The organism is Pararhizobium mangrovi (genome assembly GCF_006516965.1).
GTDB lineage: Bacteria > Pseudomonadota > Alphaproteobacteria > Rhizobiales > Rhizobiaceae > Pararhizobium_B > Pararhizobium_B mangrovi.
Genome location: NZ_VHLH01000011.1, coordinates 1 through 14,378 on the forward strand (window position 1 = coordinate 1; position 14,378 = coordinate 14,378).

Annotated in this window: 10 protein-coding genes, 1 tRNA gene and 1 pseudogene; 7 read left to right on the forward strand and 5 right to left on the reverse strand. The window is 64.2% G+C overall.

Going from position 1 to position 14,378, the window contains the following annotated elements:
- Positions 1–134 precede the first annotated feature (134 nt).
- Complete coding sequence (locus FJU11_RS07445) at positions 135–1,142, forward strand: zinc-dependent alcohol dehydrogenase family protein (protein ID WP_141166413.1); 1,008 nt, start codon at positions 135–137, stop codon at positions 1,140–1,142.
- Between the two features lie 42 nt (positions 1,143–1,184).
- On the opposite strand, the gene FJU11_RS07450 is transcribed toward FJU11_RS07445, so the two are convergent.
- On the reverse strand, positions 1,185–2,012 hold the full coding sequence (locus tag FJU11_RS07450) for an SDR family NAD(P)-dependent oxidoreductase (RefSeq protein WP_141166414.1): 828 nt from the start codon (positions 2,010–2,012) through the stop codon (positions 1,185–1,187).
- A 275-nt stretch (positions 2,013–2,287) separates the two neighbouring features.
- Here FJU11_RS07450 and FJU11_RS07455 point away from each other — a divergent pair, with 275 nt between their 5' ends.
- Entirely contained in the window at positions 2,288–3,331 is a 1,044-nt protein-coding gene (locus FJU11_RS07455) for a cysteine synthase A (RefSeq protein ID WP_141166415.1), read from the forward strand.
- A 147-nt stretch (positions 3,332–3,478) separates the two neighbouring features.
- Positions 3,479–3,988, forward strand: a complete 510-nt coding sequence (locus tag FJU11_RS07460) for a GNAT family N-acetyltransferase (protein ID WP_141166440.1) — start codon at positions 3,479–3,481, stop codon at positions 3,986–3,988.
- A gap of 99 nt (positions 3,989–4,087) precedes the next feature.
- On the opposite strand, the pseudogene tig reads toward FJU11_RS07460, so the two are convergent.
- Both tig and FJU11_RS07470 read right to left on the reverse strand, forming a co-directional pair.
- A pseudogene (gene tig / locus FJU11_RS07465) lies at positions 4,088–5,431 on the reverse strand (trigger factor); the annotation flags it as partial.
- Between the two features lie 121 nt (positions 5,432–5,552).
- Positions 5,553–5,637 (reverse strand) — tRNA-Leu (locus FJU11_RS07470).
- Between the two features lie 677 nt (positions 5,638–6,314).
- Here FJU11_RS07470 and FJU11_RS07475 point away from each other — a divergent pair.
- From FJU11_RS07475 to trmFO, 4 genes are all read left to right on the forward strand, one after another.
- Entirely contained in the window at positions 6,315–6,458 is a 144-nt protein-coding gene (locus tag FJU11_RS07475) for a DUF1127 domain-containing protein (protein ID WP_141166417.1), read from the forward strand.
- A gap of 300 nt (positions 6,459–6,758) precedes the next feature.
- Positions 6,759–6,902, forward strand: coding sequence for a DUF1127 domain-containing protein (locus FJU11_RS07480; RefSeq protein ID WP_141166418.1), 144 nt, complete (start codon positions 6,759–6,761; stop codon positions 6,900–6,902).
- 372 nt (positions 6,903–7,274) lie between these two features.
- Complete coding sequence (locus tag FJU11_RS07485; protein ID WP_141166419.1) at positions 7,275–7,415, forward strand: DUF1127 domain-containing protein; 141 nt, start codon at positions 7,275–7,277, stop codon at positions 7,413–7,415.
- Between the two features lie 200 nt (positions 7,416–7,615).
- The gene (trmFO, locus tag FJU11_RS07490; RefSeq protein WP_141166420.1) at positions 7,616–9,034 is read left to right on the forward strand and encodes a methylenetetrahydrofolate--tRNA-(uracil(54)-C(5))-methyltransferase (FADH(2)-oxidizing) TrmFO; all 1,419 of its coding nucleotides are present in this window, start codon (positions 7,616–7,618) and stop codon (positions 9,032–9,034) included.
- A gap of 51 nt (positions 9,035–9,085) precedes the next feature.
- On the opposite strand, the gene FJU11_RS07495 is transcribed toward trmFO, so the two are convergent.
- Both FJU11_RS07495 and FJU11_RS07500 read right to left on the reverse strand, forming a co-directional pair.
- Positions 9,086–12,820 carry an AsmA family protein gene (locus FJU11_RS07495; protein WP_141166421.1) on the reverse strand — a complete coding sequence of 1,245 codons (3,735 nt, stop codon included), beginning with the start codon at positions 12,818–12,820 and terminating at the stop codon, positions 9,086–9,088.
- Between the two features lie 109 nt (positions 12,821–12,929).
- Positions 12,930–14,345, reverse strand: a complete 1,416-nt coding sequence (locus tag FJU11_RS07500) for an FAD-binding oxidoreductase (RefSeq protein ID WP_141166422.1) — start codon at positions 14,343–14,345, stop codon at positions 12,930–12,932.
- Between the last annotated feature and the right edge of the window lie 33 nt (positions 14,346–14,378).

Below are 14,378 nucleotides of genomic sequence, written 5' to 3' on the forward strand. Positions count from 1 at the left end.
TCATCCGGTCCCTCCCTGGACTCTGAAGTCTCACAACCTCAGCATCCCCGGTCCGGACCGGATGGACAACCTAATGAAAGCTCACAGCTAGGTGCAGGTCGAAGCCCTTCAACGAACGATCGAGGTTCACGGTCATGAAAGCCGTCCACGTCCCATCCAATGCTAGTCTGGAAACGCTTTCCGTCGTCGAGGTCGAGGATCCCGGCAAGCCCGGTCCGGGAGAGATCCGCGTGCGCATCGAGGCGAGTTCGCTCAATTTCCACGACTACGGCATTGTTTCGGGTCGTGCCCCGACGAAGGAAGGCCGCATTCCGATGGCCGACGGAGCCGGCGTCGTCGAGGAAGTCGGCGCGGACGTAAGCGCCTTCGTGCCCGGCGATCACGTCGTGTCGACCTTCTTCCCGACCTGGCTCGACGGCGCGCCCTTCATCTCCGATTTTTCGACCACGCCCGGCGACGGCGTCGACGGCTACGCCGTGGAGACCGTCGTGCGGCCGCAGACGTGGTTCACCCATGCGCCGGACGACTTCTCGCATGCCGAAGCAGCCACCTTGACGACGGCGGGGCTGACAGCCTGGCGCGCGCTCGTCGTCGACGGCGCCATCAAGGCCGGCGACAGCGTACTTACGCTCGGCACCGGCGGCGTGTCGGTCTTCGCGCTCCAGTTCGCCAAGGCCATGGGCGCAAGCGTCGTCGCGACTTCGTCCTCGGACGAGAAGCTCGAACGCATGCGCGCGCTCGGCGCCGACCACACGATCAACTACAAGACGACGCCCGAATGGGGCAAAACCGTCTGGGACCTGACGGAAGGCCGCGGCGTCGACCATATCATCGAGGTGGGCGGACCGGGAACGCTGCCGCAATCGATCGATGCCGTGGCGATCGGCGGCCACATCGCGTTGATCGGCGTGCTGACGGGCCTTGCAGGCGACATCCCGACCAGAAAGCTGATGACCAAGCAGGCGTCGCTTCGCGGCCTCATCGTCGGCAGCCGCCGGCACCAGATGGAGATGGTTCGCGCGCTGGAGACGATCGATGTGCGCCCGGTCATCGATTCGTGCTTCGGGCTAGACCGGATCGCCGACGCGTTCCGCCACGAGGAAGCCGGCGCGCATTTTGGCAAGATCGTTCTCGAACTCTAGAACCTTCCGGGTTCCGGCGCATCGAGGCGAAGCGGACCGGCGTCAGTTCTTGCCGCCGGTTTCGCCGCCCTCATCTTCCAGCGGCCGTTTAGGCCAGCCCGTGAAGCGGTTCACCGCGGCAAAATAGCCGGAATACGGAAGGAACTGCAGCATCTTCAGGAAGCCGGTGAACCGGCGCGGGAAGCTGATCTCGAAACTCTTCGAGCCGATCCCCTTGACGATGCGCCGGGCCGCGTCCTCGGGCTGCATTAGGGCCGGCATCTTGAAGTCGTTGTCGGCCGTTGCCGGCGTATCGACGAAGCCCGGATTGACGACCTGAATGCGAATGCCGAGCTTGTCGAGGTCGAATTTCAGGCTTTCCGCCATGTTGATGAGCGCGGCCTTGCTGGCACCGTAGGCAGCACTCGTCGGCAGGCCGCCGTAACCCGTCACCGAAGCGACGAGGACGATCTGCCCTCGCTCGGCGCGCCGCATCGCTTCGACCGACGGCAGAAGACCGCGCACCGAACCGCCGAGATTGACCGAGAAGGTCTTGTCGAAATCCTCGAGCTTCATCGTTTCGGCGTGCACCGGCTCGTAGGCGCCGGCGTTCAGCACCACGAGCGACAAGCCGCCATGGTCGCGTGCGATGGTCTCAACGATCGTCACCATCGCGTCCGCATCCGTCGCGTCGCCCGGCATGGGAACGATGCGCCCGGCAAGCCCCTGCGCGTCGACGGCCAACGCCTGCAACGCTTCGCCGCGACGCGCCGTGACGCATACGGTGAAGCCCTTCTCCGCCAATTGCAGCGCCAGCGAGCGGCCTATACCGGAACTTGCGCCGGTAACCCAGGCGGCTCCATCTTCGGGACGGGCGATATACGGCTTCATGGTTTCTCCGGGAGATGGCGGCGGGACGTCCGGTTGAAATGGCGCGAAGCCCGGCGAGGTCCAGTGACCTTCCATCTTTCAAAGCGCCGTCGCGGCCCTAATCTTACGCGGCATGCCGGCAAGGCGGGGCGGTTGCCGCGTTTCCCGCCGCGCTGCGCGTCTGCCGCCGGATCGATCGCGCTCGTTGCGCGTTGGCGCAGGGAGAGCCGGCACCGGCGCGGCCTTGCCTGTTGCCCGGCGCCTTCATACTCTGGCGGCGAAAAAGAGGTTCAAGCATGAATACTGTCTCCTCCGTCCTCGACACCATCGGCAACACACCGCTGATTCCCCTCAAACGCGCCTCCGAGGAAACCGGCTGCACCATCCTCGGCAAGGCCGAATTCCTCAATCCCGGCCAGTCGGTGAAGGATCGCGCCGCGTACTACATCATCCGCGAGGCCGAGAAGCGCAACGCGCTCCAGCCCGGCGGCACGGTGGTCGAAGGGACGGCGGGCAATACGGGAATCGGGCTTGCCCTCGTCGGCTCCGCGCTCGGCTATCGCACGGTGATCGTCATCCCCGAAACGCAAAGCCAGGAGAAGAAGGACGCGCTGCGCCTGTTCGGCGCCGAACTGATCGAGGTTCCTGCCGTCCCCTACCGCAACCCGAACAACTACGTGAAGGTTTCCGGCCGGCTGGCCGAGCAGCTTGCCAAGAGCGAGGAAAACGGGGCGATCTGGGCCAACCAGTTCGACAATACCGCCAATCGGCAAGCGCACATCGAGACGACCGGCACGGAAATCTGGCAACAGACCGAAGGCGAGGTCGACGGTTTCATCTGCGCGGTCGGCAGCGGTGGAACGCTCGCCGGCGTCGCGCAGGCACTGCGCGCGCGCAAGCGCGACATGAAGATCGGCCTTGCCGATCCTGAAGGCGCAGCGCTTTATTCCTACTATACCTCCGGCGAGTTCGCCTCCGAGGGAAGCTCCATTACCGAAGGGATCGGCCAGGGACGGATCACGGCCAATCTCGAAGGGTTCGAGCCGGACATGGCCTACCGCATCCCGGATTCGGAAGCCGTGCCCATCGTCTTCGATCTCATCCGCGAAGAGGGTCTGTGCCTCGGCGGATCGTCGGCGATCAACATTGCCGGCGCGATGCGCATGGCGCGCGAAATGGGACCGGGGCATACGATCGTGACGGTGCTTTGCGACTACGGCAATCGCTACCAGACCAAGCTCTTCAATCCGGAATTCCTTCGTTCGAAAGGCCTGCCGGTGCCCGAATGGATCGATCGCAAGCCCGAAATCGACGTGCCGTTCGAAAAAAGCGAAGCCTGAAATGACACGGGCAAGTCGCCTCCCATCGCATACGGACGGTCTCTTCGACGCTGAAGGCGCGACGTTTGGAGGCGCGGCGAGCACCATGGCGGGAGGTCTACGGTGACCGACGGATCGCACAGGCAGGCGACGGTGACGTTCCTTGAGATGCGTCAGCCTTCGTCCGTGCGGTTTGCGCGGCCCATCAATACCCATGCGGCGATGCTGCGGGTGCACGACATTCCGCTGCACTTCTATCGTTATCTGCAGTTCCGTGTCGGCAAGCCGTGGCATTGGGTCTATCGCCTGCGCATGGACGACGAGACCCTTTCGGCGATCGTCCACAGCGAAGAGACGCAGATCCACGTGCTCTATGTCGACGGCGCGCCGTCCGGCTTCTTCGAACTGCACGTCGAGGACGAGACGGTCGACCTTGCCTATTTCGGGCTGATGCCGCACGTGCACGGCCGCGGGCTCGGCAAGTGGTTTCTCGGCCAGGCGGTCGAGACGGCATGGACGCTGGAGCCGGAACGCGTGACGGTGAACACCAACACGCTCGATCACCACATTGCGCTGCCGCTCTACCAGCGCGTCGGCTTTACGCCGATCGGCCAGACGGAAGCGTCGATCGATCCCCTTACCGACGACGACTACATTCGCCTCGCTCACCTCGATTGAACTCGCGTAGACGAAAAGCGAAAGGCCCCGGTCGAAAACCGGGGCCTTTCGTAAACGTAACGATGTTCCGGCGGCTCAGCCGGCCGCCGTGCTCGCCCTTTCGTCGTCGTCCTCTTCGGCCATCAGCTCTTCCTTGCTGACGGTCTCGTCCGTGACGTCGATTTCACCCAGCAGATGGTCGACCGTCTTCTCCTCGAAGATCGGGGCGCGAAGCGAGGCGATGGCACCCGGGTTCTGCTGGAAATACTGGTAGATCTGCTGTTCCTGACCCGGGAACTGCTGGAGCTGCTGCTGCAACGCCTGCTGCATCTCCTGCTCGCTCACCTCGACGCCGGCCTTCTCGCCGACCTCGGAAAGCACGAGACCGAGCCGCACGCGCCGCTCGGCGAGCTTGCGATACTCCGCGCGCGCTTCCTCCTCGGTCGTTTCCTCGTCCTCGAAGGTCTTGCCGGCCTGCTCGAGATCCGTGTTCACCTGCCGCCAGATGTTCTGGAACTCGGCCTCGACAAGCGTCTCGGGCACGTCGAACCGGTACATCTCGTCGAGTTGGTCGAGGATCTGCCGTTTGACCTTCTGACGCGTCATCTGGCCGTACTGGCTCTCGATCTGGCCGCGCACGAGTTCGCGTAGCTTGTCGAGCGATTCCACGCCGAGCTTCGTTGCGAGTTCATCGTCGATCTCCGCTTCCGGCGCGCTCGCCACGTCCTTTACCGTCACGTCGAAGACGGCTTCCTTGCCCGCAAGCGAGGCCTCGCCGTAATCTTCGGGGAAGGTCACGGTCACCCGCTTCTCGTCGCCGGCCTTCACGCCTTCGAGCTGATCCTCGAAGCCCGGAATGAAGGTGCCGGAGCCGAGAACGAGTTCGTGGTTCTCCGCGCTGCCGCCTTCGAAGGGTTCACTGTCGATCTTGCCGACGAAATCCATCGTCACGCGGTCGCCCTTTTCGGCGGCGCCTTCCTTCGTTTCGAAAGCACGCGTGTTGTCGGCGATGCGGCGGATCTGCTCGTCGACCTCTTCCTGCGGAATCTCGACGACCTGGCGGGTCACCTTGACCTCGCTCATGTCCTTGAGCTCGATCGGCGGAATGACTTCGTAGGCGAGCGAGAACTCGAAATCCTTATTGGCGTCGAGGATCTCGTTTGCCTCGGACTCGTCCTCTGTCATGTTGACTTCGGGCTGGGTCGCCGCCTTCTCGCCGCGTTCGGAAAGAATTTCGTTTGGCTTGTCGCGCACGAGCTCGTTGACGAGTTCGGCCATGATCGACTTGCCGTACATCTTCTTCAGGTGCGACATCGGCACCTTGCCCGGCCGAAAGCCGTTGATCCGCACGCGGTCCTTGGTCTCCGCCAAGCGTTCGTTGCGTCGGGCTTCCATATCCGAAGCGGGGATCACGACCTTGATCTCGCGCTTCAGGCCCTCGGACAGGGTTTCTGTGACCTGCATGTTCACACCTTCATCTGGTCGCCGCGGCACGCGCCTTCGGTTCTCGCCGAAGGGCGCCGCGCTAAAAATCGATTGCCGGAATCGGCGGCACCGGACCGACGGCCGACATAGCCGGGCCGGCTGGTGCGGGTGGAGGGATTTGAACCCCCACGCCTCTCGGCGCTTGGACCTAAACCAAGTGCGTCTACCAGTTCCGCCACACCCGCCTGGGAAGCGCTCGCAGAATTATCTGCATACGCCATCCCGAGCGCGGCGCCTCTATAACACCCGTTTTTTCGCGATCAAAGGAAAAATGCCCGCGATTTCGCCTATGGCAACGCCACAGGCGGGCGCATCCGTCGCGAAGACCGTCGACCACCATCATCGGCTGCCCACGAAATGCTCCGCCGGCCCTTGCAAAACTCGCATGGCTCGCATGAATTTATTGCACTGCACAATCGCGTCGACATCGTCTATTTATCGGTCGTCGCAACGCGGAAGCGAAGCGATGGTGCGGCGCAGGGGTTTCGATCCGATGCAGCCACACGGAAATTCTGGAATTCGTGCGGACAACTTCCTCCTCCCATTGCCCGCACGATGTGACCGTCGATCCTCCTCCTCCCGATCGTCGGTCGTGAAAATGGCGCTCGCTGGACCTCCTCCCCCAGCGAGCGCTATTTTTTTGCGCTGATCCCTCCTCTTCCGTCGATCACCGTCCGGGCAACCGTATGGCCGCGTACGCATGCCATCCGCCACGGACCTGCAGGCAAAGCATATCTCCCCTGCAGACTTTGCGGTGCACAAATTCGTGCAAAATGCCTATTTCGTGGGCGGTTCCGAATTGGAACGGCCACCGCCCATTGGCAGGTGGTCCGATGGATCGAACAACGAAAAGGACAGGATCATGAGCCTGAAGAAGAGCTTCCGCGAATGGCGCCGCTACCGCGAGACCGTCACCATGCTTTCGCGTATGAGCGACCACGAACTGCGCGACATCGGCGTCCAGCGCGGTGAGATCGTCTCCGTCGCCCGCCACGGCCTCGGCTGAGCGATGACGGTCCCTTGGCCGGTCGTCTCGACCGGGTCCGCAGGCACCTTCCAATAGACCTGCCGATCGACGCGATCGGCAGGTTTTTTCTTCCGCTTTTCACCACATGCAAGCCTGCCATGAGCGTCACGCAGATAACGGCCGTAAAAGGGCGTTGTCATGCATGGCGCGAATACCCATCGTGAAGTTTTTGCGCTGCACAAGACGGCGTCGATCACCTATCTTCCGGGTCAGAAAACAACGAACAAGAACGCCGGCACAAATCGACCGGCACCAACCGGAATATCGATGGAGAAAGCAATGAGCATCAAGAAGAGCTACAGCACCTGGCGCAAGTATCGGCAGACGGTCGACGAGCTGAACCGCATGAGCGACCGCGAACTGACCGACCTCGGCATCGGCCGCGCCGATATCCGCACCGTCGCCCGCCAGGCTTCGCGCTGAACCACATAATCTAGGCGCCGCATGCGTTCCCTCCTTCGCATGATCGGCGCCACCTGTCCTGCCATTCCAGCCGGCACCACTACCGCCCCTCGCGTCCCGCACGCGTGGGGCGGTTGCGTTTGGGGGCGCCTCCACGATAGGCATGAATGGCTCGATGTCGCGAAATGCATGATCGCTGACGCATTCGGAGGACCTTTGTCGAGCGGCTGGCGTCGCACTGATCAACGCCGAAAAAATGAGCGATTTCAGTATTTTTTGCATATCAGATAAGCAAAAAAGACATTTTTCCTGATGGAACTCGAAGCGTAGTTCGCAAACAAGACCCGAACTGATCACGCGGGTCGAAACCCGAGGCCCACAGGTATTAGTGCCATGAAGTTCGCACGCAGGTTCCGCAACTGGTTGTCCGTACGCCGTACGGCCAGCCAGCTCGACAAGCTTTCCAATCAGGTTCTCGATGACATCGGGTTGACACGTTACGACGTGCATATGATCGGTCACCGCCACATCTGATCCGACGAAGGGTTCGCACGGATCACAGCGATCCGCCCGACCTTCGCGCATGCCCGGCCGGCGTCGAACCATCGACGCCGGCCTTTTCGCGTCCCGCGTGGTCCGACGAGCCATCTGCGGAACCATCCCGACGCCTTGGTGGAGAACCGTCGGCGTGGTAGGGAAACGGCTCCCCAAGCACCGGGTAAGGAACAGGCACGATGCGACCCATTCACGTGATCGGCGGGGGCCTTGCCGGCTCCGAAGCCGCCTGGCAGATCGCAAAGGCCGGCGTTCCGGTCGTCCTCCACGAGATGCGGCCCGAGCGCGCGACGGATGCGCACCACACTGACGGGCTGGCGGAACTCGTCTGCTCGAATTCTTTCCGCTCCGACGATGCGGATACGAATGCCGTCGGCCTGCTGCACGCGGAAATGCGGCTTGCCGGTTCGCTGATCCTGCACGAGGCGGACGCCCACCAGGTTCCGGCCGGCGGCGCGCTCGCCGTGGATCGCGAAGGATTTTCGCAAGGGGTCACGCGCGCGATCGAGGCCAATCCCCTGATTACGGTCGAGTGCGGCGAGGTGCCGGGCCTGCCGCCCGAGGATTGGGATCAGGCGATCATCGCGACCGGCCCGCTTACCGCGCCCGCGCTCGCCGAGGCGATCCGCGCGGAAACCGGGGAGGATGCGCTTGCCTTCTTCGACGCCATCGCGCCGATCGTCCATACCGAAACCATCGACATGGACGTGTGCTGGCACCAGTCGCGTTACGACAAGGTCGGTCCCGGCGGCACGGGCAAGGACTACATCAACTGCCCGATGAACAGGGAAGAATACGAAGCCTTCGTTCAGGCACTGGTCGATGGCGACAAGACGGTCTTCAAGGAATGGGAACACGTTCCCTATTTCGACGGCTGCCTGCCGATCGAGGTCATGGCCGAGCGCGGACCGGAGACGCTGCGCCACGGACCGATGAAGCCGATGGGCCTGACCAACGCGCACAAGCCGGACGAAAAGCCCTATGCCGTCGTCCAGCTGCGCCAGGATAACGCGCTCGGAACGCTCTACAATCTCGTCGGCTTCCAGACGAAGCTGAAATACGGGGCACAGAAGGCGATCTTCCAGATGATCCCGGGTCTGGCGAATGCGGAGTTCGCGCGCCTCGGCGGGCTGCACCGCAACACCTACATCAATTCGCCTGCCCTGCTCGACCCGTCGCTGATGCTGAAATCACGGCCCGGCCTGCGTTTCGCCGGCCAGATCACCGGGTGCGAGGGCTATGTCGAGAGCGCGGCGATCGGCCTTCTCGCCGGACGCTTCGCCGCTGCGGAACGGCTCGGCGAGAACGCCGAACGGCCGCCGGCAACGACAGCACTCGGCGCCTTGATCGGCCACATCACCGGCGGCCACATCCTGTCCGACAGCGAGCCCGGCCGACGTTCGTTCCAGCCGATGAACGTTAATTTCGGCCTGTTCCCGCCGCTCGAGCCCGGCGCTCTTCAAAAGCCCGAAGGCGCTGGGCGATGGCGCGGAAAGGACAAGGCGTTGGCCAAGAAGCGCGCCGTCACCACGCGTGCACTTGCGGATTGCCGCGCATGGCTCGAAGGCACGATGGCCGCGGCCGTCGCCGCCGAATAGACGCTTTATCGGTAGAACACGGCGTCGGCGACTTTCCGGGATCGAGGCGTTTCAGTTCGCTTGGGGCGGCGTATCGCTCTGCTCGCGCTCGCCCATCGAAGGCAGCGCACCGAAGGATGGCTGCTTCAGCTCAAAGCCCTTGCCTTCGGACGTACCGAGCGGGCCGATGTCGAGGGGTGCATCGGTGCCCTGGTCGCGGTTGGGCGTTTCGCCCGATGACGGTTCCGGTCTCTCCGCGGCCTCGGCAGCTCCGCGCGCCGCCTCGCTCTCCCGTTCCTTGCGGATACGGATCGCCTCACGCTCGGACGCTTCGGCATCGAGAAGCGCGATCTCGCGGCGCAGGCGCTGTTTCTCGAGGACGCCGGCCTGTAGCAGCTCGACCTTGCGGCGTTGGATTTCGTAGGCGCGCAGGGACAGGTAGTTGCTGAGTTCCGTAGCGTCGAGCGTACGCTTGGGCGCATCGATCGGGCCGGTATAGTGGATCGCGACGGCCGGCGTTCCACCGGCGAGCGTATCCTCCTGCGGCCTGAAGGCGAGCACGAAATCCGCATCGAGGGTCTGGCGCGCGAGGTCGATATCCGCGTTGCCCATCAGTTTCGCGTGTTCGCCGGCAAGCGCGATGTTCGAGGCGTCGAGCCGGCCGCCCGTGACGGTGAAGGGCGCGCTCGCATCGCCGGCCTGCCACCGTCCGCCGTCGATCGCGCGCTCGGCGATCGCCCGCACGGACTTCTCGGAAATTGCGAAACCTTCGGCGTCGGCGCCCTGCAGAATTTTGGTGAAACCGTCGGTATGCAGGCCACCGATCGCGAGATCCTTCACCGCGAGCGTCCCCGAGCCCGTCAACGCGTCAACGAGCGCGCGCGGATTCTTGCCAGAGCCTTCGAGCGAAGCCGTAAGCGTCGCCGTTCCGGTCACCGGCTCGTCCTTGCCGGGGAAGATCGTGGCGAGATCGGCACTCTCGAGCGATATGCGGCTCGTCAGAAGGCCGGCGCCGCTCGCGTCGGAAAGCTTGATGTCGCCGGAAAGGTCGCCGCCGTGCCAGTGCGCCTGGCCCTTCGAAACCGTCAGCGCCCCACCCTTCAGCGCGACCGTGCCGGAGAAGTCACGCGCCGGCGTCGTACCGCCGAGATCGACGCGATCGGCCGTCAGGGCAATGTCGGCATCGAAACCCGGATCCTGCGCGGAAGTGAAGTCCTGTTTGCTCCAGTCCTTCCCGTCCGACGAGACCGCGTCCGACCCGAGCACGAACGCGGCGAGCCAGGGCGCGCTTGCACTGTCCAGCGACAGCTTGCCGTCGACGACCGGGCGGTCCTTGCGCTGGACCGTAAGCTTGCCGCGAACCGCGTCGTTCGAAAGCGATCCGCCGATATCGGTGAGCGCCAAGCTCGAAGGCGTGATCGCGACACCGGCGTGCAGTTCGGCGGGAATGGCCGAGGCGGTCTGCGGCAGGGCAACCGCGCTCATGATGAAATAGGGCGTCAGATCGTCGGACGTGACGGATAGATCCAGCGTTCCGGCAACGCCCTGCCCCTTGTCCGCCGGCCCAAGACGGCCCTTGGCGAGCATCGTGCTGTCGCCGCCGGAAAGCGTCACCGTGACGTTCGCCTTGTCATCGAACGTTCCGGCGTAGTGCACCGCCGCCTTGCCCGGCCCCGGCGCCTCGACCGGCAACGGCTCGAAACCGAGCTGGCGGATCAGGTGATTGACGGACGCGTTCGACGCCTCGGCGTCGAACGTCATCGGAACGGCGGCCGGCGCGCCGAGGACCGAATCGCGGCGAAGGCTGACCGTCACGTCGCTCTTGCCGGCGGTTCCGTCGAGCTTTGCCGTCAATCCGTCGTCGTCGGCGTCGGCCGTTAGAGACAGATCGGCGTTGCCGAAGGCGCCCGCGCTTTTCTCGATCCGCGAAAGGATGGGGTTGCCGCCCACGAGCCGGTCGGCAAGCGCCAAGATCGGCTTCGGATCGTCGGCGTTCAGGCTCGCCTCGACGTGGCCGGTCGGCGAGGTCGTAATATCCGAGATGTGGCCCTTGGCCGAGAGCGCCGCCCCGGCAAGCGCGTCGATCGTCAGATGGTCGATCTTCAGCGTGCCGTCGTCATAGGCGAGCGCGGCATCCACACCGCGTGCCTGCGTGCCGAACGCCTCGAACCGGTCCGCCGAAAGCTTCGCCTCGACGCTGCTTGCCTGCAGTCCGAGCCCGTCATGCTTGCCCGTGACGAGACCTTCGAGCGCGCGCACCGCGTCGAGGTCGATCGTGTCGCCATCGAGGTTCATCGTCAGGCGCGGACCGTTCGCGTTGCCCGGAAGGCGCGCGAAACTGCCATGGATCGTCGAGGAACCGACGGCAAGCTCGAGATTGTCGAAATGCTGCGCCTTCGCCGAAAGTTCGACGTCGGCCGAAAGCCCGGCGGCATCGAGAAGCCGGATCTGCGGATCGACCTTGCCGGTCAGCCAGCGCGCGAGGCCCGAGGGTTGTCGGGCAGCGACGAGCAGGTGTCCATCGAAACCAAAATCGGTATCGAGGTTGAGTTGGCCCTTCGCCTCCACCTCGGTGCGGCCGGGAAAGGTGCCGCGGAAATTGTCGATCGTCCAGCTCTTGCCGTTCGGCCTTGCTTCCACCGCGACGTCGCGCACCATCGTATCGCCGGCGACAACGGCGGGCAGGTGTATGCTCGCCTTGCCGGGCATCGGCGGAATGGGAATGAGGTCGGCCACACGGTGCAGGATCGCCAACCGTTGGGAAGGGGTCGGTGGCGGCCGGCGCCGATCGGTCTTGGAAGGTTGCGCATCGGGATCGCGCAGCTTGTCGATGTCGACCTGCTCGCCGTTCGCCTGGAGCTGGAAGGTCGGATCCTTGCCGGTGTCGATCGTCGCCATGCCGGTTACGACATAGGGATCGTCGTCCGCGCCGACTTCCAGGCGATACGAGTCGACCTGCAGGCGTTCGTTGTTCAGCGCGAAGGAGCCGGTGGCGCGCGCGACGGCCTTGTCCGAATCGTCGTTGTCCGCGTCGACGTTCTGCGTGCCCGAGACGTTGGCGAGATCGAGGATCTGCAGCGTGAACTGGCCGCCATATTGCGGTTTGCCGTCCTGGAAGCTCGCCGTGCCGTCGGCTTCGAGCGAGATCGGTTCGGCATCGGGCAGGATGCGCGTGCGCAGGCGGATGCTGCCATCGGAATCGAGGCTGCCGGTCGTGAGCGAGAACGCACCGGACCGGCCGGCAACGGCGCCGGTTCCCGTCATGTGCCATGGCCCTGCCAACCGATCGGCGGAAAGCTGCGCCTGCAACGCAGTCACGTTCGTCGTCCGGTGGTTCTGTTCGTCGACGAAGTCGATCGATCCGTTCGAGACCTCGACGTGTTCGAGCTTGATCGAGCGGGCCGGCAGGTCGCGCTCGATGCGCGAGGCCCAGTTCACCCGGCCGTCGCTCGCAAGCCGGATCGTCGCGTGCGGCCGCTTGATGCGCATGTCGAAGATGAGGATTTCGCCACGCAGGAACGGAGCGAGCTCGGCATCCATCGAAAAGGTCGAGATCGTCATCATGGTCTTGCCGGTTTCCCGGTTTTCCACGCTGACGTCATGGAAGGTGACCGAGGGAAACGGCAGGAGCCGTGCCTCCGCCTCGCCATGCACTTCGACCTTCTGGCCGAGGATGCGGCTTGCCTCCCGCTCGAAACTGTCGCGATAGTTCGTCCAGTCGACGAAGTACGGGCCGACCAGTGCCGCAAAGAGCAGCACGACGATAACGCCACCGAGGATGAGGAAGACCCGGGCCAGTTTGTGCAATCCTTCGCTGTATTCGACCAGATCGCCCCGCCGTGAACGGTATTCTAGAGCGTTTCGGCTTTATACGATAGCGCTTCGACCGGCGGAACCGCTTGCCGAGGGTCCACTTTTACGTTTCCAGCGCAAAAATCTTGCCGGGATTGAGAATGCCGTTCGGATCGAGCGCGCGCTTGATCTGCCGCATCGGCTGCAGCGCGTCGCCGAGTTCCTCGACGAGGAAGCGCTGCTTGCCCTGGCCGATGCCATGCTCGCCCGTGCAGGTGCCGTCCATCGAGAGTGCGCGCGAATTGAGCCTTCGCACGAACTCTTCCACCCGGTCGATCTCGGCGCGATCCTGCATGTCCATCAGCGCGAGCACGTGAAAATTGCCGTCGCCGGCATGGCCGACGATCGGTGCCAGCAGGCCGAGTTCGGCGATGTCGGCCTGCGTGCCGGCAATGCATTCGGCAAGCCGCGAGATCGGCACGCACACATCCGTCGAAAGCCCGTTCGCACCGGGACGAAGCTGCAGCGAGGCGAAATAGGCGTTGTGGCGTGCGTCCCAGAGCCGCGCACGCTCTTCCGGATCGCGTGTCCACTGAAAATCGCTACCCCCGAATTCCGCCGCGATGTCGCCGAAGGTTCGCGAATGGATGGCGACGGTTTCGTCGTTGCCGTGAAACTCCACGAAGAGCGTCGGCACTTGCGCGTAGTTGAGACCGGAATAGGCGTTGCACGCTTTCATCTGCATGGCGTCGAGGATCTCGATGCGCGCGACGGGCACGCCCATCTGGATCGTCATGACGACGGCGTTGCAGGCGGCTTCGAGCGTGGGAAACGCGCAGAGGCCGCCGGCGATCGTCTCGGGAATGCCCTGCAGGCGCAGGGTGACGGAGGTGATGATGCCGAGCGTGCCCTCCGAGCCGACGAGGAGACGCGTCAGGTCGTAGCCGGCGGACGTCTTGCGCGCACGATGGGCGGTGCGGATCAGCGTGCCGTCCGCCATCACCGCTTCGAGCGCGATGACGTTCTCGCGCATGGTGCCGTAGCGCACGGCGTTCGTGCCCGACGCGCGGGTCGCCGCCATGCCACCGATGGTCGCGTCCGCACCCGGATCGAGCGGAAAGAAGAGGCCGGTATCGCGCAGGTAGCTGTTGAGTTGCGTGCGGGTGATTCCGGGTTCGACGGTGCAGTCGAGATCCGCCTGGTTGACCTCGATGACGCGGTTCATGCGGCCCATGTCGAGGCAGATGCCGCCCGAAGGCGCGTTGACGTGCCCTTCGAGCGAGGTCCCGACGCCGAAGGGGACGATCGCCACGCGATGCTCGTTGCACAGGCGAACGATCGCCTGCACCTCTTCGGCCGTCTCGGGGTAGACGACCGCATCCGGCGGTTGGGGCGGAATGTAGCTCGTCGTATGGGCATGCTGCTCGCGCAGCGCCCTTCCCGTCTGGCAGCGCGAACCGAAGCGCTGGCCGAGCATCTCCACGACCGTATCGACCGCCTTCGCGTCGCGAAGACCTTCCTTGATGTCGGCGAGCGGCATCGTCAGCTTCCTCCCGTTTCGCGCCTTCTTCGT

Bases quoted from the DNA above. Each gene is read 5' to 3' on its own strand.
- FJU11_RS07445 (WP_141166413.1), top strand. From the start codon at position 135: ATGAAAGCCGTCCACGTCCCATCCAATGCTAGTCTGGAAACGCTTTCC.
- FJU11_RS07450 (WP_141166414.1), bottom strand. From the start codon at position 2,012: ATGAAGCCGTATATCGCCCGTCCCGAAGATGGAGCCGCCTGGGTTACC.
- FJU11_RS07455 (WP_141166415.1), top strand. From the start codon at position 2,288: ATGAATACTGTCTCCTCCGTCCTCGACACCATCGGCAACACACCGCTG.
- FJU11_RS07460 (WP_141166440.1), top strand. From the start codon at position 3,479: ATGCGTCAGCCTTCGTCCGTGCGGTTTGCGCGGCCCATCAATACCCAT.
- FJU11_RS07475 (WP_141166417.1), top strand. From the start codon at position 6,315: ATGAGCCTGAAGAAGAGCTTCCGCGAATGGCGCCGCTACCGCGAGACC.
- FJU11_RS07480 (WP_141166418.1), top strand. From the start codon at position 6,759: ATGAGCATCAAGAAGAGCTACAGCACCTGGCGCAAGTATCGGCAGACG.
- FJU11_RS07485 (WP_141166419.1), top strand. From the start codon at position 7,275: ATGAAGTTCGCACGCAGGTTCCGCAACTGGTTGTCCGTACGCCGTACG.
- trmFO (WP_141166420.1), top strand. From the start codon at position 7,616: ATGCGACCCATTCACGTGATCGGCGGGGGCCTTGCCGGCTCCGAAGCC.
- FJU11_RS07500 (WP_141166422.1), bottom strand. From the start codon at position 14,345: ATGCCGCTCGCCGACATCAAGGAAGGTCTTCGCGACGCGAAGGCGGTC.